Annotated in this window: 17 protein-coding genes; 14 read left to right on the top strand and 3 right to left on the bottom strand. The window is 47.4% G+C overall.

What is annotated here, in order from left to right:
• Nucleotides 1-143 precede the first annotated feature (143 nt).
• From ABD014_RS06525 to ABD014_RS06540, 4 genes are all read left to right on the top strand, one after another.
• Entirely contained in the window at nucleotides 144-1,124 is a 981-nt protein-coding gene (locus ABD014_RS06525; RefSeq protein ID WP_343858953.1) for a glycosyltransferase family protein, read from the top strand.
• Complete coding sequence (locus ABD014_RS06530; protein ID WP_343859705.1) at nucleotides 1,114-2,172, top strand: nucleoside-diphosphate kinase; 1,059 nt, start codon at nucleotides 1,114-1,116, stop codon at nucleotides 2,170-2,172. Before ABD014_RS06525 ends, ABD014_RS06530 begins: the two co-directional genes overlap by 11 nt.
• Nucleotides 2,173-2,332: 160 nt before the next feature.
• A complete protein-coding gene (locus ABD014_RS06535; RefSeq protein ID WP_343858956.1) occupies nucleotides 2,333-3,697 on the top strand; it encodes a sugar phosphate nucleotidyltransferase in 1,365 nt (454 codons plus the stop codon).
• A gap of 752 nt (nucleotides 3,698-4,449) precedes the next feature.
• Nucleotides 4,450-5,229 (top strand): MBL fold metallo-hydrolase, encoded by a 780-nt coding sequence (locus ABD014_RS06540; protein ID WP_343858958.1) that lies wholly within the window; start codon nucleotides 4,450-4,452, stop codon nucleotides 5,227-5,229.
• 98 nt (nucleotides 5,230-5,327) lie between these two features.
• Here ABD014_RS06540 and ABD014_RS06545 read toward each other — a convergent pair whose 3' ends face one another.
• From ABD014_RS06545 to lplA, 3 genes are all read right to left on the bottom strand, one after another.
• Nucleotides 5,328-6,128 carry a Cof-type HAD-IIB family hydrolase gene (locus ABD014_RS06545; RefSeq protein ID WP_343858960.1) on the bottom strand — a complete coding sequence of 267 codons (801 nt, stop codon included), beginning with the start codon at nucleotides 6,126-6,128 and terminating at the stop codon, nucleotides 5,328-5,330.
• A gap of 241 nt (nucleotides 6,129-6,369) precedes the next feature.
• A complete protein-coding gene (locus ABD014_RS06550) occupies nucleotides 6,370-6,588 on the bottom strand; it encodes a hypothetical protein (protein WP_343858962.1) in 219 nt (72 codons plus the stop codon).
• 284 nt (nucleotides 6,589-6,872) lie between these two features.
• A complete protein-coding gene (gene lplA / locus ABD014_RS06555) occupies nucleotides 6,873-7,877 on the bottom strand; it encodes a lipoate--protein ligase (protein WP_343858966.1) in 1,005 nt (334 codons plus the stop codon).
• A gap of 338 nt (nucleotides 7,878-8,215) precedes the next feature.
• Here lplA and cobD point away from each other — a divergent pair, with 338 nt between their 5' ends.
• The 10 genes from cobD (at nucleotide 8,216) to ABD014_RS06605 (ending at nucleotide 18,344) form a co-directional block, all read left to right on the top strand.
• On the top strand, nucleotides 8,216-9,313 hold the full coding sequence (gene cobD / locus ABD014_RS06560) for a threonine-phosphate decarboxylase CobD (RefSeq protein WP_343858969.1): 1,098 nt from the start codon (nucleotides 8,216-8,218) through the stop codon (nucleotides 9,311-9,313).
• Nucleotides 9,310-10,038 (top strand): adenosylcobinamide amidohydrolase, encoded by a 729-nt coding sequence (locus tag ABD014_RS06565; RefSeq protein WP_343858971.1) that lies wholly within the window; start codon nucleotides 9,310-9,312, stop codon nucleotides 10,036-10,038. Before cobD ends, ABD014_RS06565 begins: the two co-directional genes overlap by 4 nt.
• Nucleotides 10,038-11,006: an adenosylcobinamide-phosphate synthase CbiB gene (gene cbiB / locus ABD014_RS06570; RefSeq protein WP_343859707.1), complete on the top strand. Its 969-nt coding sequence runs from the start codon at nucleotides 10,038-10,040 to the stop codon at nucleotides 11,004-11,006. Before ABD014_RS06565 ends, cbiB begins: the two co-directional genes overlap by 1 nt.
• 145 nt (nucleotides 11,007-11,151) lie before the next feature.
• Nucleotides 11,152-12,000, top strand: a complete 849-nt coding sequence (locus tag ABD014_RS06575; RefSeq protein ID WP_343858974.1) for a hypothetical protein — start codon at nucleotides 11,152-11,154, stop codon at nucleotides 11,998-12,000.
• A gap of 81 nt (nucleotides 12,001-12,081) precedes the next feature.
• Nucleotides 12,082-13,401 carry a hypothetical protein gene (locus ABD014_RS06580; RefSeq protein WP_343858976.1) on the top strand — a complete coding sequence of 440 codons (1,320 nt, stop codon included), beginning with the start codon at nucleotides 12,082-12,084 and terminating at the stop codon, nucleotides 13,399-13,401.
• Between the two features lie 96 nt (nucleotides 13,402-13,497).
• Complete coding sequence (locus ABD014_RS06585; RefSeq protein ID WP_343858978.1) at nucleotides 13,498-14,514, top strand: NAD-dependent epimerase/dehydratase family protein; 1,017 nt, start codon at nucleotides 13,498-13,500, stop codon at nucleotides 14,512-14,514.
• On the top strand, nucleotides 14,469-15,584 hold the full coding sequence (locus tag ABD014_RS06590) for a dihydrodipicolinate synthase family protein (protein WP_343858980.1): 1,116 nt from the start codon (nucleotides 14,469-14,471) through the stop codon (nucleotides 15,582-15,584). The genes ABD014_RS06585 and ABD014_RS06590 overlap by 46 nt, the downstream gene beginning before the upstream one ends.
• 17 nt (nucleotides 15,585-15,601) lie before the next feature.
• Nucleotides 15,602-16,285, top strand: coding sequence for an L-serine ammonia-lyase, iron-sulfur-dependent subunit beta (sdaAB, locus tag ABD014_RS06595; RefSeq protein ID WP_343858982.1), 684 nt, complete (start codon nucleotides 15,602-15,604; stop codon nucleotides 16,283-16,285).
• Nucleotides 16,282-17,166: an L-serine ammonia-lyase, iron-sulfur-dependent, subunit alpha gene (gene sdaAA / locus ABD014_RS06600; RefSeq protein WP_343858984.1), complete on the top strand. Its 885-nt coding sequence runs from the start codon at nucleotides 16,282-16,284 to the stop codon at nucleotides 17,164-17,166. Before sdaAB ends, sdaAA begins: the two co-directional genes overlap by 4 nt.
• Nucleotides 17,167-17,168: 2 nt before the next feature.
• Nucleotides 17,169-18,344, top strand: a complete 1,176-nt coding sequence (locus tag ABD014_RS06605; protein WP_343858988.1) for a M20 metallopeptidase family protein — start codon at nucleotides 17,169-17,171, stop codon at nucleotides 18,342-18,344.

The raw sequence follows: 18,344 nt of genomic DNA on the forward strand, positions 1-18,344 counted from the left end.
TATTGGACCTCATTCAAAACAACCATATGAGACTATCATGGACGCTACGGTATAAATTTGAGATGAATTGATTTTTCTCTAGAGCATTTTTTGGGAGATAACGAAAATATTGGTGGAAAATACGAATTATTGGAGGCGAGTTCTTGAATATAGCTCTTGCTTTACCTGATATGGCTTATAATTCATATCTTCATGGAATGATATGGGGAGAAGAAATTGATGCGCTAGGATTAAAAGCTGCTTTTGAAAAACGACCTGACACATTTGTCGAAATTGTCACTCCAAACATATTGAAGTATTTAGAGGATTCTTTGAATAAAGTGAAGTTCGACATTGTCATCCACTTTGATTATCCTACCTTTAAAGTAAAAGACGCCATCAATGTACTTTTTTTTCAGCAATATTATAGTGATGAAATTATTGATCAGGCTCAACCAAGCTTCTCCTCATTTGATTTAGTTATTACTAATAGCAAAACAACTTCGGAGAGATTTAATAATGTATATTATTTTCCTCTTGCTGTAGATGAAGAGAAGTTCACTCCTGGTACCCCAAACGAACGTTATATATGTGATGTTGTTTTTATTGGAAATACGAGAATGAGAAGTCTTGAGCAATATGATAAGTATCTATTACCGGCTAAAGACAATAATCTACATATATATGGGACTGGCTGGAATGATCAAATGTTTTCTGCCTATCATCCATATTACAAAGGCAGCGCAACATTTGATGAAATGATCGAGATATATCGTTCAGCAAGAATTGTTATCAGTATTCACAATGAAAAGTATATAAATAAGTTTGGATTAGTGACTAATCGAATATTTCATACAATATCAACTGGTGTCGTATTAATTTCGGATATTCACCCTGTAATGATGGAAATGTTTCCAGAGGGATGTGGTGTCTTGTACACAGAAGGAAATAAAAATACTAAAGATATCATATCAAAGTTGTTGAAAAATCCCGAAAAACAAAAAGAAATAATAAATAAGGGAAGAGAAGTATTGTATACACAACATACCTGGAGTAAAAGAGTGGAATATTTAATGTCGCTATTACCCTCTGGTAATAATATTACTTCGAGCGTGGAGGTGAAAATTGGATATTATGGACATTAAGGACATAACTGAATATACATTGCTATTAGTGAAACCAGATGGGAATGAAAAAGAATTAATTAATATAATTCTATCATATTTAAAAGAGCATGGAGGGCTTACTGAAGTCCATCGGAATACTTTTAAATTAAGCTTAAGTCAAGTTTCAGATACTTTTATTCATATATATAATGATCGAAAATATAGATCTTATATGACTAGAGGACCATTAACCGCTGTATTATTACAAGGAGAAAATGCTGTAGAAAAATTAAGAATTCTTAAAAAAAATATTAGAAAAATGTATGCCATTGATGTCATGGAAAATATTATCCATTCTTCAGAAGTTGGTAATGAATTCGACCTACAGTTTAGGATGTTTTTTCCCGATCTCGACATTAATAAATACAATTTGTATGCAGATTTGTACGCGAAAAATGTTTTCCCATTAAATTTTGATGGTTTTAGTGCTAAGATGGAACATCTACAAAATGGAACAACAGTAAAGGCTCTTGCACATATTTTTAGCAATGATGTTTTTATGAATTACTTAGATAATATTATAATTTTTGATCAGAAAAAAGGCTTTTCAAAATTTACACTTATCGGATTAGAGTATAACACTAAAGTTCAAGATCAAAACATTAAAATTTTAGGCTATTATAAGATTTGTTCACTATTAGAATTATCAAAAGATCACTATAGATTTTTCTATAATGATATTAATGATCTTATTCATCTTATTCATGGTAGTGGTGGTATCGCATTTCTTAGCCACAGTACTAACATAAATAATTTACAGGAAGAATCTTTCGAAATATTAGCTGAATCAGGTATTAAAGGAGGTATAGTATATCACCCTCAATATACTTTGGAGCAGACAGAATTTCTAAGAGAGAATATTTTCAAGAATAATTTGATTACGACTGGTGGTAGTGGTGGGATAACTCAAACTGGACGATATAGTGTTTCTTATGAGATATTTAATCAACTGTTAAAGCTACTACCTGGAGCAGACAAAGAATATAAAAATTCACATGAAGAATATAACAACATAGGGATGGTTTAGTACTGGAGTTACAAGTTTTGTATAGCCGAAAATCACCTGATAATTATTGATTAATTTCCGATTGAAAGTTTCATTTTAAAACCTTTAGTTGGTGGGCCTGGTAAAATTAAAAAAATCCGAATTAATCGATAATATATGCGAATTAAGGATGTGCAAACCCATGAAACTTGTCCTATTATCAGGAGGTTCAGGTAAACGTTTATGGCCACTTTCAAATGACGCGCGTTCTAAACAATTTCTAAAAGTCCTGCAATGTAAGCATTCTGATGAATTTGAGTCCATGGTGCAAAGAGTATGGGGGCAGTTAGATGCAGTGGGACTAGCAGATTTTTCATTTGTTGCAACGAGTAAGTTTCAAATTGATATCATTTATAGTCAACTAGGTCATGACATTCCAGTTATTGTGGAGCCAATGCGAAGAGATACTTTTCCAGCTATCGCTTTGGCCGCAACTTATTTGTATTCTGTTGCTGATATTCCCCTTAATGAAGTTATTTGTATCTTACCAGTCGATTCGTATGTAGAGGATAACTTTTTTGAACGGCTCAAAGATTTGGAAAAGGTTATACTTGAGTCTGAAGCTGAGCTGGTATTAGTCGGCGTCCAGCCAACCTTTCCTTCAGAAAAGTATGGTTATATTATTCCTGAATTCGTTGAATCCTCACTAGACAGCATGTATAGGCAAGTAAAATGTTTTAAAGAAAAACCAACTCAAGATCAAGCTGAAATATTAATTGAACAGGATGCTCTTTGGAATTGCGGAGTATTCGCTTTTAAACTCGATTTTCTGATTTCAATGCTAGAGATGAAGGGTTATCCGGTTCATTTCGAAGAATTATTGATGCAATATGACAAGTTGCCGAATATTAGCTTTGATTTTGAAGTTGTTGAGAAGTCCAATAAAATTGTAGTAGTTCCTTACATCGGGGAGTGGAAGGAACTGGGTACATGGGATTCACTTACTGAGGAAATGAACGCTTATGCTATTGGTAAAGGGATCATAAGCGAAGACTCTACTAATACTCACCTTATAAACGAATTAGACATTCCGGTTACTATTGTTGGGTTGTCAAATGTTGTTGTAGCTGCTAGCCCTGATGGTATATTAGTTGCAGACAAAACGGAGAGTCCTAGAATCAAAGAGCTATTGAAAGATGTTGAACAAAGGCAAATGTATGAAGAACGGAGTTGGGGATGGAGCCGCGTGGTAGATTATAAAAAATTCAAGGAATATGAAGTGTTAACTAGGCGGATTTGCATTCTTGCTGGAAGGTATCTAAATTGTCAGATTCATCAGAAACTTAGTGAGATATGGATAGTTGTTTCTGGTATGGGTGAGGTTACATCGAATGGGAATGTTAGTCGAGTTGAACCCGGAGATGTTCTCCAAATATCAGCGGATACTAAACACTATATTAAAGCAATAACCGATATTGAGTTTATTAAAGTACAAAAAGGTGCAGAAATGACTGATGAGGATAGTACACTAATACCTGCGAAGAAATTGAAAGATATCGTTATATAGATAACATATACGTAGACAATAAAAGGAAAATAGAGCCACGGTTTGAACTCTCTTGTTAGTCTTCAGATGAGAAGAATTTTGTTTACGAAGTTCCAAAAAAAAGTTATCGCATTTTACATTGACAACTCTTTATATTAGTCAGGACCATATAGAGGCGTAAGTAAAGGTCATGGCTCGTAAGTATGTGAAATCGATATGTCAAATCGATATGTGGAAGACTCGATAAGAGAAATACGTTCGAAACAAGAGCAGTATAAAGGGCCTGCCAGAGCCGCAGGCCCTTTATGCATTCATCGATAATGAAATTTTATATCACTAGAAGAAACCTTTGGGTCACAGGCTCCCATCCTTGAGTTGAATAGCCTCCCTTGAGCCTTTTTACTTTATGTGCACTAATGATTTATGTATTAAACTTTTGAATGGGCGCATGAACAAATAATAGGAGTTACCGAATCAGACCATCGTCTTGTCGATTGTTCCGGTTAAATGGTTATGGTGGTACAAACGAGATTCAGGTTAGGATTGAACTTCAAAAATTAATTAAAGGGGTTTTCAAAAATCGTTGTTTCTGATAAAACGAGAGATATAAGAGAAGGAGCATAAACTTGCAAAATGAAGAGATGTCAAACCAGTTTACGAAATGTTCGACGGGTCATTTCGCGCTTAGTCGTTTAGAGGACGCAACTGAATCAGTGAGAGATTTTTAATAGATGTAAGCAAATGGCTAAATTCTTGAGAGGAGAACATCGTAGATGGATCAACTAGTGTTCCTTGGTACAGGTGATGCGATGGGGGTGCCAAGACTATACTGCGATTGTGAGGTATGCACTGAAGCGAGGAATGGCGGTGAGAACCGGAGATACCGTTCTGCGGTGGTCGTAGGATGCGGGCAAGGAGAGCAATTTATGATCGATTGCGGTCCGGATTTCCGGGCCGGCATGGAGCGGCGCGGCCAAAGATTTATAAAGCGAATACTGATTACGCACGCTCACTTCGACCATATCGGAGGATTGCCGGAATGGGCCGATGCCTGCCGCTGGCTGGAGAGAAGAGGGCAAATGTACGCTCCCCGTGAAGTTGTGGACATCATTCTCCGCCAATATCCTTGGCTGGAACGGAATCTCGACATACATTTCTTAGATGAAGGAATCGTAATAGACGGATGGAAGATATATAGGTGGAAGGTAAATCACGGCAAGAACGGTTATTCCTATGCCTATCGGTTCGATAAGCCCGGATATGCTTGGGCTTATTGTTCGGATTCCATCGATCTTCCACCGGAGCAGAGAACGCCGCTCCAAGGGCTTGATCTATTGATCCTTGGAGTAAGCTTCTACAAAGAACTGGCCGAATTCTCTACGCGTTCTGTCTATGATGTAACAGAAGCACTTGATCTACTGCAAGAAATCAAACCGAAGCGTACGATCTTTACTCATATGTCTCATGATATCGATCAGCGCAATGATTATTCTCTGCCTAAGGGCGTGTCCTTTGCCAGGACAGGAATGAGAGTACCGCTAGGGCAGGATTAACCGGGAAAGAGAAAAGAGCCTCAAATCCACGAAGAAGTGGAACTGAGGCTCTTTTAGCTAGCAACTAACCTTCGGGTCTGGTCAAAGGATCCTTAGCATTACTCCGGTTGTAGTACGAACTTGTCGATGGCTGCTTTAACTCCATCTTCATTATTGCTAAGCGTTACATAATCAGCGAGCTTCTTCAGGGCTGGAATCGCGTTGCCCATCGCTACACCAAGACCGGCGGCCTCCAGCATTTCATGGTCATTCCAGGAATCACCAATCGCAATCGTCTGCGACATATCGCAGCCAAAATGAGCAGCCAAGAACTTCAGGGCATGGCCTTTCGTACCTTCGCGATGCATAATTTCAAGGAAATTCGGCTTCGATTTTGTAATATGCACATCCTCGCCAAGCAGCTCACGAAGCTGAGGAGCGATTTCATCTAAATAGTCGGGATCATCAATGATGAGCAGCTTCGGTGTTGGGTGAGCAGCCAATTTGGCGACATCAGGTTCAATATAATACTCCGTCCGGTTCAGCGTAGTGTAGTCGATCAGCTTCTGATTCTCTTCCCGGGCGAAGAGCTTATCGTTAATATAGGTCTGCAAGTGCAAATGATGCAGCATGCAGTAATCGAACACCTTGCGGACCGCTTCCATAGGCACATAGCGTTCATACAGCACTTTCTCATCGAGAAGGTTTTTAACTAGGGATCCCTGATAGGTTATGATCGGTACATTCATTCCTATCTGGCGGGCAATCGCCTGTGCCGAGGCGTAGGCACGTCCGGTGGCCAGCGTAACGATGACCCCCTTGGCGATCGCTTGCTCCAGCGCCTGCTGTGTGGCCGGGGTGACTTCCTTGCTGTCGTTGATTAGAGTATCGTCGATGTCGATGGCAATCAGCTTGTACATGGTCCCTCTCCTTTGATGGTTTCTTTATCTATCGATAGCTTGCCTACCTCTATTGTACCTTTCAGACTATATAATTCAATTCCAATCCAAGAAAAAAGAAATATGTAGGCTGTCCTGGACCCTAGTTCGTCAGGGCGAGGACAGTCTTGTTTCTATGTCAGAGCGAAGTTGACGGCGGCGTCAACAATCCTTGTGGCAAAGGGAGGAATCCACAGTTTTGGAACGTTGCTACATCCGTTAATTATTCACCACCACCAGGGGAAATCTCACGGATTTTGCAGAATGGAATCTTTACGCGGAGATGCACTTCGTCGCTGCAAACGCGGAGTACAAGACAACTGCTGGACATAAACAAAATAACGCCCTCGAGCTCGCGGTCATCTCCTAATACGATAAGAGCTTCTTGATTCAAGAGCCGCTGCGCCCTGTCGTGCAGCGATTCTTGTGTTTTGCAGCCCATATAATAGCTCACCTCTTTTAGTTAAGATAATGCATCATATGAGAGTCTATTGAATCTTGATAGGGCCAATAGATAGCTATAAAGGAAATGTAGATAAGCCACGGTTCGGCAAATTGGATGGAGAAAGCTTAAGGTTTGAGAGTTAAATGCAGAGGAGCATGGGTGTAGATTTTAGTTGATGAGTTGCATTGATGCGTGTTGAAAATAAAAGCCCGGACAAGAAAGCTTGAAGAAAGCTCATCGTGTCCGGGCAGATGCATACATATTAATATATTTTCCAGGTACTATTCTTCCAGGAACACCAGGCCGATAAATTCATCCTTGTCGATGTTGCCGAAATAATATTTTACATCGATATCTGCAAGTGCTTCACGGACCGCGCCTTCTTCATAGCGGAGGCCTCTAAGCTTGTCCTCAATATCTACGACATCTCCGACGCCGAAGAAGTCGCCGTAGATTTTAATGTTGCGAATATGGCCCTCTTCGATGTCCATACGCAGGTCAATAATTCCTGCAGGGAACTTCTTGGCATGCTTTACATTGCTGGCTGGGGACAGACCGTAGTTCCAGTCCCAATTCTTATAGCGCTGCTGTGAGATTTCATTGATTTTTGCCCAATCGGCTTCAGTCAATTTGTATTGTGGCACTTGATCTGCTTCCATTCCGAAAATATGACGCAGCAATTCCGCACGGAATTCCTCAATCGTCATTTTGTGTTCCATAAAGTCGCTAATATTGGCAACACGGCTGCGCACCGATTTGGTACTCTTGGATTTGAATTTCTCCGGATTGGCCTTCAAGGAGGCTTGGACATTATCCAGATTGGAGTTGAACATCAGTGTGCCGTGGCTGAACATGCGTCCGCGTGTGGAGAATTGGGCATTGCCAGATATTTTCTGCTCACCGACCTGAAGATCGTTGCGTCCCGACAGTTCGGCATTAACGCCCATTGATTTCAGAGCTTCAACAACCGGCTGTGTGAATTTGCGGAAATTGTGGAATGAATCACCATCATCCTTCGTAATGAAGCTGAAGTTAAGGTTGCCGAGATCATGATAGACTGCACCGCCTCCCGATAGACGGCGAACGACTTGAACTCCGTTCTCTTTGCAGTATTCCTGATTGATCTCTTCGATCGTATTCTGATGCTTGCCGATGATGATTGATGGGGCATTGATATAGAACAACAAATAACTGTCGTCTTCAAGTGGAAGATGCCTTAATGTATATTCTTCAATAGCGAGGTTAATCGATGGATCGTTAATTCCTTGATTATCAATAAACAGCATATGCTTCAGCCTCCATTGCCTATGAGATGTATTCTTTGTATATTCACTTCTATTGTAAACCAATTACAAGTCAAACCAAAGTATCGTCGTCATTTATTCATGAAAAATGCATGTAATCCTTCGTCGACCCGTTGGCTGAAGGAGTTACGACATCCTGCCGTATGTCAAACGTGATAAAGCGTGTTGTGTCTAGAAGTGAATAAGTGTGAAAACAGCAGCAATTATTTTAGGGCTGACGATTGACGAGAGTCAGAGCATATCTTCATAATGGTATAATCATACCTGAGAGCAGTTCAAACCTGTTGAACCTTTCTGAAAGAGAGGAAGAGAGTAGCAATATGTTGCTGGAAGTGTACGGACATGGCGGAGATTTACAGACCGCCGCAGAACGTTATGGAATTGCCCCGGAGCAGATGATGGATTTGAGCGCCAATATTAATCCGCTTGGTCCGCCGCCCGGCTTACTGGATAAATTGCAGGAGGTTCTACCGGAAATTGTAAAGTACCCGGATCCCGGCCATCGTCGCTTGGTATCCTTGTTAAGCCGGCGTTATGCCGTGGAACCGGGCTGTCTTGTGATCGGTAATGGCGCTGCGGAGAATATGGCACTAGCTCTGTTAGCTCTATCTCCAACGAAGGTGGGCATCATTGAGCCATGCTTCTCAGAGTATCGGACACTGGCTGAACAGTTCGGCGCACAGGTCAGCTCAGTGTTCGGGTCAGCGAAGAGAGCCTTTCGGGCGGAGCCACAGGACGTTGAACGCTTGATTATCGAGACGGATCTTGTATTTCTGGGACAACCCAACAATCCGAACGGAGTGCAGTATCCGCTTGATGAACTACGCAGATTTGCGGAGATTGCCGAGCGGAGCGGTACTTATTTGATTGTCGACGAAGCTTTTGTCGACTTCATACCCGAACAGCAGAGACAGTCGCTACTCCCAGAGCTGACAAAGTATGGCCAACTTGTACTCATCCGTTCGATGACGAAATTTTATGCGATTCCTGGGCTAAGACTCGGCTTTGCGATCGCTTCACCGGAGCTTGCAGCTAGGATGCGTGGTAAGCAGGTAACCTGGAGCGTCAATTCGCTGGCTCTGGCCGCCGGAGAGGTGTGTCTGCAGGCGGACGAGGCCTATGAGCAGGCGACCATCGCCATCATTATGGAGCAACGTGAGCTGCTGCATGCTGCCTTGCAAGAGCTTGGCTGTGAAACGTGGCCAGGAGAGGCGAACTTCATGCTTGTCCGTCTACCTGAAGGCTGGACAGCAGCTGAGGTTCAAACTGATCTTGGAAAGCGCGGAGTGCTGGTTCGTAGCTGTGCGATGTACGCAGGACTTGGTGAGCGCGATATCCGGATAGCCGTCAAAGGAGAACATGAGAGCCGGAGACTGCTCACGGAATTGAGCGCTGTGCTGGGAGGCAAGACAAGATGACATTGCCATTTATAGATGGAGCCGAGCAGGGGCTCTATGAATCGAAGGCTTGGCCGGGGCTGAAGCTGCTGCGGAAGGAGCGCCATTTGTTGCTTACACCTCCGACTTCGCTCCATGGAGTCAGCAGTGCTGTCTACGGAGGCGGTATGCGCAAGCTTCGCCAAGTCGTCAATATATATGTGGACAAGCATTATCGCTGTGATGAGCCGGAGAATGATATTCGGCAATTGCTGCAGGAGTGGGATATACCGGAGCAGGAAACCGCTGGGTTGCTGACGGCGGTGAGGCTGCGTTACGCGGCGGTTGCCGAGGAGCGCACCAATGATTACGCTGTGTTCTGCTGCGCAACGGCGGGGGCTTCGAACTCCGCACGGGCGGGAGTTCAGCGAACGACGTTCCCGGCGCTTTGGACGCCGGGGACGATCAACATCCTGCTGGCGGTAGACGGCAGGATGACGGATGCAGCGCTGGTGAACGCCGTCATCACGGCGACGGAGGCCAAGACCGCAGCGCTGCAGGACCTCGGCGTGCTTGACGCCGAGAATGGACTTGCGGCCACCGGCACCACGACGGACGCGGTCGTGATCGGCGCCAGTCAGCGGGCCGTTTGGCCGCTGCAGCATGCCTATGCCGGGACCGCGACCGACCTGGGCGGCACGGTAAGCCGCCTGGTGTACGCCGCCGTGAGCGAATCGCTGCGCGCCGCAGCGGGTGAGCGCCGATGATGGCGGCGTGGTGGGTGCTGCCGGCGGCGTATGCCCTCGACCGGCTGCTCGGCGATCCAAGATGGCTTCCCCACCCGGTCATCGGGATGGGGAAGGCGATCGCCGCAGTCGAGGCGCTGCTGCGCCGCCGGTGTAGGCCCCGCCACTACCGGGCGGCGGGGCTGCTGCTGCCGCTGACCGTTGTTGGCGGCAGCTTCGCTCTCACCTGGGCCGTGCTGTATTTGCTGGCCCAGGTGAGCCCGTGGCTGTCCGCAGCCGCGGAGGCGATCGTCATCTGGACGACGATCGCTTCCAAGGGCTTGCGGGACGCCGGGATGGAGGTGTGCGCCCAGCTGCGCAAGGGCGACCTCCCGGCAGCCAGACGATCGCTTGGCATGATCGTCGGCCGCGACACGGGCCACCTCGACGAGCCAGGGATCGCCCGCGGCGCCGTCGAGACGGTCGCCGAGAACATCGTCGATGCGATCGTGTCGCCACTGTTCTTCGCCCTGCTCGGCGGCGCTCCGCTGGCGATCGCATACCGGGCCGTGAATACGCTGGATTCGATGGTCGGCTACAAGAACGACAAATATATCGACCTGGGTTGGGCCTCGGCCCGGCTGGACGATGTCGCGAATTATATTCCGGCGCGTATAACAGCCTTGCTGCTGTTCCTTGGGGCTTGGATGATGAGGCTTGATGTGAAGGGAGCTGTACGCGCTGTACGGTGCGATGCTCCGAAGCATCCCAGTCCAAACAGCGGCTACCCGGAAGCTTCGGTTGCCGGGGCGCTCGGCATTCAGCTTGGCGGAGAGAATTCATATCATGGAGTTGTATCGTTCCGTGCTCATATGGGAGAGAAGACCCGTGAGCTTAATGGGGAAGATATTCCACGTGCGGTCGGCTTGATGTTTTTCGCAGCGAATGCGGCAGTCCTGCTAGGAACGTTGATTACGGTCTGGGTGAATGGCGGATGGCATTGGATCTGAGCAAGAAATACGACGTGAAGCTTATTAATAGATAGGTGCAGGTACGGGGTGACCGGAAGTTATTCCTGCCGTCTTGTATCACTAACTTGTGAATGGTTAAGAAATAAATAATATAATCACTTATATGATGAAAGGTGGAGAATCAATGGGATATGAATTTGTGATCGAGCCGCTAAGCTATATCGCCTTCGAGGACGAGACGGCGCAGCTGGAGCAATGCAAGGAATGGGGGCTAGTATCCGGCAAAGCCACGAAGACAAAGGCATTCTATTACAAGGGATACGGCAAGAATCTTCCCTGCAGTATCGTTGGAATGGTGGATAAAATTACCGCAGTTATTGAATTGGAAAATAAGCAATTGCACTGCATTCATCCTTCTTACTTGAAGGAGATGCAGGCGGCGGGCTATGGACAGAAGTCGGTTGCGGATGAGGCGGGCGCTGCTGATCCTCAAAATGCAGTGCTGGAGACTGAAGAGCCATTAACTTCTCCTGAACTGGAAAATAACGAACTACAGGTGGAGGAGACCTCGGAGAGTGCTGAAGCGGTAATGACTGCAGCAGCTCAGAATACGGAGGCAGTAAAGGATGAATCTGCTGTCAAGTCTCCTGAGGCGGTCGAACCGCCTATCGTTGATATCTCGGACCCCGATGATGCGCCTAAGGAAAAAGTAAAGAAAGCGAAGAAGTCGAAGATTGAACTTCCTGAAGGTAAAGTGAAAATGACGGCTACAGTCCAGGATTTCACGACAGTGCCGAATCATTTTGCCGATCGGGACGATGAAGTAATTATCTATGAGGCGGTTGCGATTCTGGATCCGGAGACCGAAATCGGAGAAGCCTGGTCGAGTCACAGCGCGACACTTAAAAAGCTTGAGCTCGCCATTGGGGATACGATTACTTTTGAGGCCAAAATAGTTGCCAAGAAGCTGACGAAGCACCCGGTAGCTTATAAAATCAACAACCCAGCCAAAATTCAAAAGGAAAATTCTTGACCATATCAAGATTCACTGTGGAGTCCTGTAGTATGATTAAGAAAATTTCATTTTGCCATAGATAGAGGAGGAACCTTATCCATGCAAATCAAGATTGGTATTATTGGCATTCAGCCCGTTGTAGATAAGCTGCTAAAAGTGCTCAAGGCGTTTCCGACGTTTATGCCGGCGGTGAAGATCGTGCAGGACGAAGGCGAGATTCCCGCAGCTGCTGAGCTGCTGATGACAGAGGTAGAGGCGCTGATTCTGTTCGGCGCGCAATCGCACCGCAAGGTGAAGGAGAAAGTCAATCTAACGATTCCAGTGCACTATGTTCCGTTGACCGGGGCAGGGCTGTACAGGACGCTGTTTCGAGCCCAGCATACCGGACGTCTGGATGGCGGTATCTCCATCGATTCACTGACCAAGACGATGGTCATGAACGCCCTTCAGGATCTCGGTATCGAGCAGGCGAAGATCGTTCTTTACAATGGTCCTGCACATGCTTCAGCGGACAAGCTGTTTGCTTTTCACCAACAACAGCTGAATGCCGGGGCCTGCTCTCTGGCGATTACAGGGGTAGAATCGGTGGCCCGCAGGTTATCCGCTGCTGGTGCTGCCAATGAATGGCTGGTTCCATCGGATCAGGATATGAGCGTGACCTTGGAGCGTGCGCTGCTGTCTACGGAATCACGGCGGATGAAGGAATCACAAATTGTAGTGGGCATGATTAAGGTTGATGAGTTCGGGAAGCTTGTGATGAAGCGCGGCAGCGAGCATGAGGTGCAGAAGCTGAAGCTCGACATCCACCGCATGGTATTGGATTATGTTGAGTCGCTGGATGGCTACCTGACGCCGATCGGCGGCGATGAGTATTTATTTTTTACGACTCGAGGCATCTTCGAGCGAGAAACCGGCGGTTACAAGACGATTCCGCTGGCCAAGGATGCTAACCAGTCCTTTGGGATTTCCCTTAGCTTTGGAGTAGGGTTTGGAACCACGGCCAATGAAGCGGGAACCAACGCACGGGCCGCGCTGCGCAAATCGAGGGAAGCTGGCGGGAATACCTGCTTCATTATTCGCGAAGATCAGACGCTGATCGGGCCGCTGGAAATGTCGGATCCCATACAGACTGTGCTATCCCCAACTTACTCGGGCTTAATCAAGCAGGCGGAGGAAGCGGGGATGACAAGCGCTTATTTGAGTAAGCTGCTGTCTTATACGGCGAAATTCGGCAAATATGAATATACGGTACATGAGCTTGCTGCTTTGCTTGATATTACAGTTAGAAGTGCCCACCGGCTGCTGCTGCTCTGGATCGATAACGGGCTTGTTGATATTGCCGGGATGGAGAAGGTGCCAAAGGGACGGCCACGGCAAATTTATCGCTTTTCATTCTTGAGAGATAAGGCTATGATTTAAATTTTCTAACTATTTAAAGACTATTTAAAGATTTGTCTTTATATACTCCCTGTCGTTATGATGGAGACAGATCCACTGATGAAAGGGGAAAATGCTTTGAGAACAATTGAGGAATTGGAAGCAAAATTGGCTGAGCCCTCCGAGGCATTGGTTAAGGACTTATCTACAATTGAAGGAGATATCCTGATTCTTGGTGTAGGCGGAAAAATGGGCCCTAGTCTAGCCCGATTGGCGCAAAACGCTGTACGTGAGGGCGGCTTGAACAAGCGCATCATCGGCGTATCGCGATTCTCCAATGAAGAGGCAAGACGCGAGCTGGAGGATGCAGGCATTGAGACAATTTCCTGTGACCTGTTGAACGATGCGGAACTGATGAAGCTGCCCCATGCTGACAACATCATCTATATGGCCGGCAATAAATTTGGAACTACAGGCCGGGAGCATTTCACCTGGGGGATGAATACGTATTTGCCAGGCAGAGTGGCTGAGAAATATAAGGATTCGCGTATCGTCGTATTCTCTTCGGGGAACATCTATCCATTTATGTCGGTCGGCAGCGGCGGCGCCAGTGAATCGATCACACCGGAACCGATCGGTGAATATGCCCAATCAACCTTGGGGCGGGAGCGCATTTTTGAATACCATTCACATAAGAACGGAACGCCGATGCTGTTCTATCGCTTGAATTACGCGATTGATATGCGCTATGGTGTATTGCTCGAAATCGCCAAGTCCGTCCATGAGCAGCGGGCGATCAATCTAACGATGGGGCATGCGAACGTGATCTGGCAGGGGGATGCCAACCAGATGGCGCTGCGCTGCCTGACGGAATGCACAAATCCGCCAAGCATTATGAATATCACCGGGCCGGAGACGATGTCGATCCGCTGGGCTGCCGAGGAATTCGCCAAGCGGCTTGGTAAGGAAGCGATCTTCGAAGGAACGGAATCCGAGCTGGCGCTACTTAACAATGCCTCGAAGTCACATCAGCGCTTCGGCTACCCTGCGGTATCCTTGCTGCAAATGATCGATTGGATGGCCGAATGGGTTGAAGCCGGAGGATCGACATGGAACAAACCGACTCACTTCCAGGAAAGAAAGGGGAAATTCTAGTGGCTGCTACAACACTTTCACCGGAATTGATGAAAGCGCTGCACGAGGGCCTGGTCATCCCTGCCCATCCTCTGGCGCTAGATGAGAACCGTCGATTGGATGAGAAGTATCAACGGGCTTTAACCCGTTATTATGCTGCATCGGGGGCCGGTGGGATTGCGATTGGCGTTCATTCCACCCAATTTGAAATTCGTGATCCAGAGCATAATCTGTTTGAGCCTGTGCTTAGAATGGCTGCCGAGGAGATCGCCAAGGCCAATATCGATCGTCCGTTTAATAAGGTGGCAGGCGTCTGTGGGCCGACAGAGCAGGCGGTTGAAGAGTCACGGTTAGCGCAATCGCTGGGTTACGATGCTGTCCTGCTCAGTATGGGCGGACTGGTTGACTGGAGCGAGCAGGATATTCTGGACAGAACGAAGCAGGTTGCCGGCATTATGCCTGTTATCGGCTTCTACTTGCAACCGTCTGTTGGCGGACGGATCTTCAGCTTTGATTTCTGGTGCCAGTTTGCCGAGATCCCGAATGTGGTCGCGATCAAGATGGCTCCGTTCAACCGTTACCAATCCATCGATGTAGCTCGTGCTATATGCTATTCAAGCAGACGGGATGAGATCGCACTGTATACAGGTAATGATGACAATATCATCAATGATCTGCTGACAACCTACCGTTTTGAAGTAAATGGAGAAGTTGTCGAAAAGGCTGTAGTTGGTGGTTTGCTGGGTCATTGGGCAGTCTGGACGAAAAAAGCCGTTGAACTGCTGGAAGAAATCAAGCTTGCCCGCGTTCATGGCGAAATCGCGAAAGAATGGTTAACCCGCAACATTCAGGTGACGGATACCAATGCAGCCTTTTTTGATCCTGCCCATCAGTTTGCTGGCTGTATTCCGGGTATTCATGAAGTGTTGCGTCGCCAAGGTCTGATGCGGGGCATCTGGTGTCTGAACCCGCACGAGGAGCTGTCACCGGGTCAGATGGAGGAAATCGACCGCGTGTACCGGGACTATCCTCATTTGCACGACGACGAATTTGTGGCTGTGCATCTGACTGAATGGCTTGAACACAAATAATTAAGGAGGGCTCAAGCATGCGATTCAAGGATGTATTCTCCATTATCGGTCCGAGCATGGTGGGCCCCTCCAGCTCTCATACCGCAGGCGCTGTGCGGCTGGGGAGAACAGCCCGTCATGTTCTTGGGGAACAGCCGGAGCAGGTGGAGATTATTTTCTATGGTTCCTTTGCGGCAACTTATCGCGGTCATGGAACGGATCTGGCGATTATTGCCGGTTTGCTTGATTACGATACGGATGATCTGCGAATCAGGGAGGCCTTTGAGCAGGCTGAAATAGCTGGGATGAAGGTAAAGATTCGCTCCATCCAGAAGAGCGGAGTGCATCCCAATACCGCAACGATGATCTTGCGGCGGGGGGAGCATAAAATCGTTGTAACGGGCAGCTCCATCGGTGGCGGAAATATAGAGATCGTGAGTATCGACGATTTTGACGTTAAATTTACGGCGATCTATCCGACGTTGCTGATCTTTCACTCCGACCGACGCGGTATTTTGGCCGAGATGACAGATATATTCAAGCATTCCAACACCAATATCGGTTTTATGGAAGTCGACCGGAAGTCGAGAAGTGGAGATGCTCTGACCGTGATCGAGTGCGATGAGATATTAGATTGTGAATTTATCGAGAGAATTTGCAGCTTACCGGATGTTCACAGGGTTCGTCTTATTCATCTTGGCGCTAAGGGGGATCGGGGATGAGGTTTGCTAATTTAGAGCAGTTAATTCGGCTATGTGAGCAAGAAGCGGCCACGATCGGGCAGTTGATGGTCACAGAGCAGGCTGCTGAGACGGGGAAGACAGAGCAGCAGATCGTCCAGCAGATGACAGCGTATTATGAAGTTATGAAAGAGGCCGTTCAAAAGGGGATACAGGGCGAGATGCAGCCCCGCAGCGGATTAACCGGCGGAGATGCTGGGCGAGTCCATTCTTATTTACAGCAGGGCATGCCTTCTCTTGGAGAGGAAGCCTGCACCGCGATGGCTTATGCCTTGGCGGTATCTGAGGTAAATGCATCAATGGGAAGGATTATTGCTACTCCGACAGCAGGCTCTTGCGGGATTATCCCAGGGGTGTTCGTCAGCTCACAGGAACGGTTTGGATGGAGCGATGAGCATATGGTTCAGGGCTTGTTCAGTGCGGGGGCAATCGGTTATGTTATCGCTAATAACTCCTTCGTATCTGGGGCCGAAGGCGGATGCCAGGCTGAGGTAGGCTCTGCTATCGGCATGGCCGCGGGAGCCCTAGTCGAGCTGCGTGGAGGAACGGCCGAGCAGGCAGTGCATGCGGTAGGTTTGGCGCTGAAAAATTCGCTGGGTCTTATTTGTGATCCGGTAGCCGGATTAGTAGAGATACCCTGCATCGTCAGGAACGGATTCGGCGCGGTTACGGCGATGGCCGCGGCGGATATGGCATTGGCCGGCATCAGAAGCGTTATTCCTTCAGATGAAGTCATTGATGTGATGCTGGAAGTCGGCAGCATGATGCCAGAGAAGCATCGCGAGACAGCGCTGGGAGGGCTTGCACAGACCCCTACAGGCAAGAAAATTATGAAAGAGCTGTATGAAAAAGAGGAGAGATGAAGATGGACTTATCATCACTCGTTCAAGAGGGCAAGCAGCTAGAGGCGGAACTGATTGCATTTCGCAGAGATCTGCACCGCCATCCCGAGTTAAGCTTGCAGGAGTCGGAGACGGCTGCGAAGGTAGTGCAGAGGCTTAGCCAGCTCGGAATTGATTTCCGCAGCGGGGTTGGCGGCTTTGGGCTCGTCGCCGAATTGAAAGGGGAGCAGCCGGGGCCGGTTATTGCGCTGCGGGCGGATATGGATGCTCTGCCGATTCATGAGGAAGCGGAGCTGGATTTTGCTTCCACGCGCCCGGGGATTATGCATGCCTGCGGGCATGATGCGCATACGGCTATTTTACTAGGCGCGGCGGAGCTGCTTGCCGATAAAGAAGTAAAGGGCACTGTGCGCTTTTTGTTCCAAGCGGCTGAGGAGATTAATGCAGGAGCGAAGGCGATGATTGAACAGGGCGCGCTTGATGGCGTTGATGAAATCTACGGACTGCATAATCTTCCGACACTTTCGGCAGGACTGGCAGCTACGCGATACGGTTCCTTGATGGGCTCGGTGGACCGCATCGAGATTCATTTGGAAGGCCGCGGCGGGCATGGAGCGATTCCGGATCAATCTATAGATCCCGTCGTATGTGCTTCGAATATCGTCATGGCACTACAGAGTATTGTCAGTCGTGAGGTATCGCCCTTTGATCCGGTTGTCGTCACGATCGGCAGCATCAAGTCAGGCGAGGCAAATAACGTCATTCCACATTACGCGGAGATGACCGGAACGATTCGCACCTTTGATGCCAAGGTTCAGAAGCAAATGCCGGAGAGAATAGAGCGGATCGTCAAGCAAATCGCCACAGGATATAAGTGCCAGGCGAAGCTGAAGTATATCGAGCAAACCCCGGTACTAGTCAATGATGAGGAATGCAACCGACATGTTGAACAGGTAATCGACCGTGCGATTGGTGCTGAACGCCGAATCGAGGCCCCTCCGACCTTGGCTGGGGAGGACTTCTCTGTGTATTTGCAGCATGTTCCAGGCTGCTTCTTCTGGCTGGGCTCAGGTCCTAGCGTTAACGCAGGCAGTGCTTATGGACTTCATCATCCGAAATATGAATTGAATGAAGAATGTATTCCGCTTGGTGCAGCCCTACTTGCAGCTATAGCATTACAGAGATTATCTGCAAACTAA

The sequence above is a fragment of the Paenibacillus motobuensis genome, assembly GCF_039521865.1.
GTDB classification, from domain to species: domain Bacteria; phylum Bacillota; class Bacilli; order Paenibacillales; family Paenibacillaceae; genus Fontibacillus; species Fontibacillus motobuensis.

What these genes read in the sequence shown, in the direction of transcription:
- ABD014_RS06550 (WP_343858962.1), bottom strand. Translation starts at nt 6,588, where the DNA reads ATGGGCTGCAAAACACAAGAATCGCTGCACGACAGGGCGCAGCGGCTC.
- ABD014_RS06530 (WP_343859705.1), top strand. Translation starts at nt 1,114, where the DNA reads ATGGACATTAAGGACATAACTGAATATACATTGCTATTAGTGAAACCA.
- cbiB (WP_343859707.1), top strand. Translation starts at nt 10,038, where the DNA reads ATGGCGGCGTGGTGGGTGCTGCCGGCGGCGTATGCCCTCGACCGGCTG.
- ABD014_RS06565 (WP_343858971.1), top strand. Translation starts at nt 9,310, where the DNA reads ATGACATTGCCATTTATAGATGGAGCCGAGCAGGGGCTCTATGAATCG.
- lplA (WP_343858966.1), bottom strand. Translation starts at nt 7,877, where the DNA reads ATGCTGTTTATTGATAATCAAGGAATTAACGATCCATCGATTAACCTC.
- ABD014_RS06535 (WP_343858956.1), top strand. Translation starts at nt 2,333, where the DNA reads ATGAAACTTGTCCTATTATCAGGAGGTTCAGGTAAACGTTTATGGCCA.
- ABD014_RS06575 (WP_343858974.1), top strand. Translation starts at nt 11,152, where the DNA reads ATGGGATATGAATTTGTGATCGAGCCGCTAAGCTATATCGCCTTCGAG.
- cobD (WP_343858969.1), top strand. Translation starts at nt 8,216, where the DNA reads ATGTTGCTGGAAGTGTACGGACATGGCGGAGATTTACAGACCGCCGCA.
- ABD014_RS06545 (WP_343858960.1), bottom strand. Translation starts at nt 6,128, where the DNA reads ATGTACAAGCTGATTGCCATCGACATCGACGATACTCTAATCAACGAC.
- ABD014_RS06580 (WP_343858976.1), top strand. Translation starts at nt 12,082, where the DNA reads ATGCAAATCAAGATTGGTATTATTGGCATTCAGCCCGTTGTAGATAAG.
- sdaAA (WP_343858984.1), top strand. Translation starts at nt 16,282, where the DNA reads ATGAGGTTTGCTAATTTAGAGCAGTTAATTCGGCTATGTGAGCAAGAA.
- ABD014_RS06605 (WP_343858988.1), top strand. Translation starts at nt 17,169, where the DNA reads ATGGACTTATCATCACTCGTTCAAGAGGGCAAGCAGCTAGAGGCGGAA.
- ABD014_RS06590 (WP_343858980.1), top strand. Translation starts at nt 14,469, where the DNA reads ATGGAACAAACCGACTCACTTCCAGGAAAGAAAGGGGAAATTCTAGTG.
- sdaAB (WP_343858982.1), top strand. Translation starts at nt 15,602, where the DNA reads ATGCGATTCAAGGATGTATTCTCCATTATCGGTCCGAGCATGGTGGGC.
- ABD014_RS06540 (WP_343858958.1), top strand. Translation starts at nt 4,450, where the DNA reads ATGGATCAACTAGTGTTCCTTGGTACAGGTGATGCGATGGGGGTGCCA.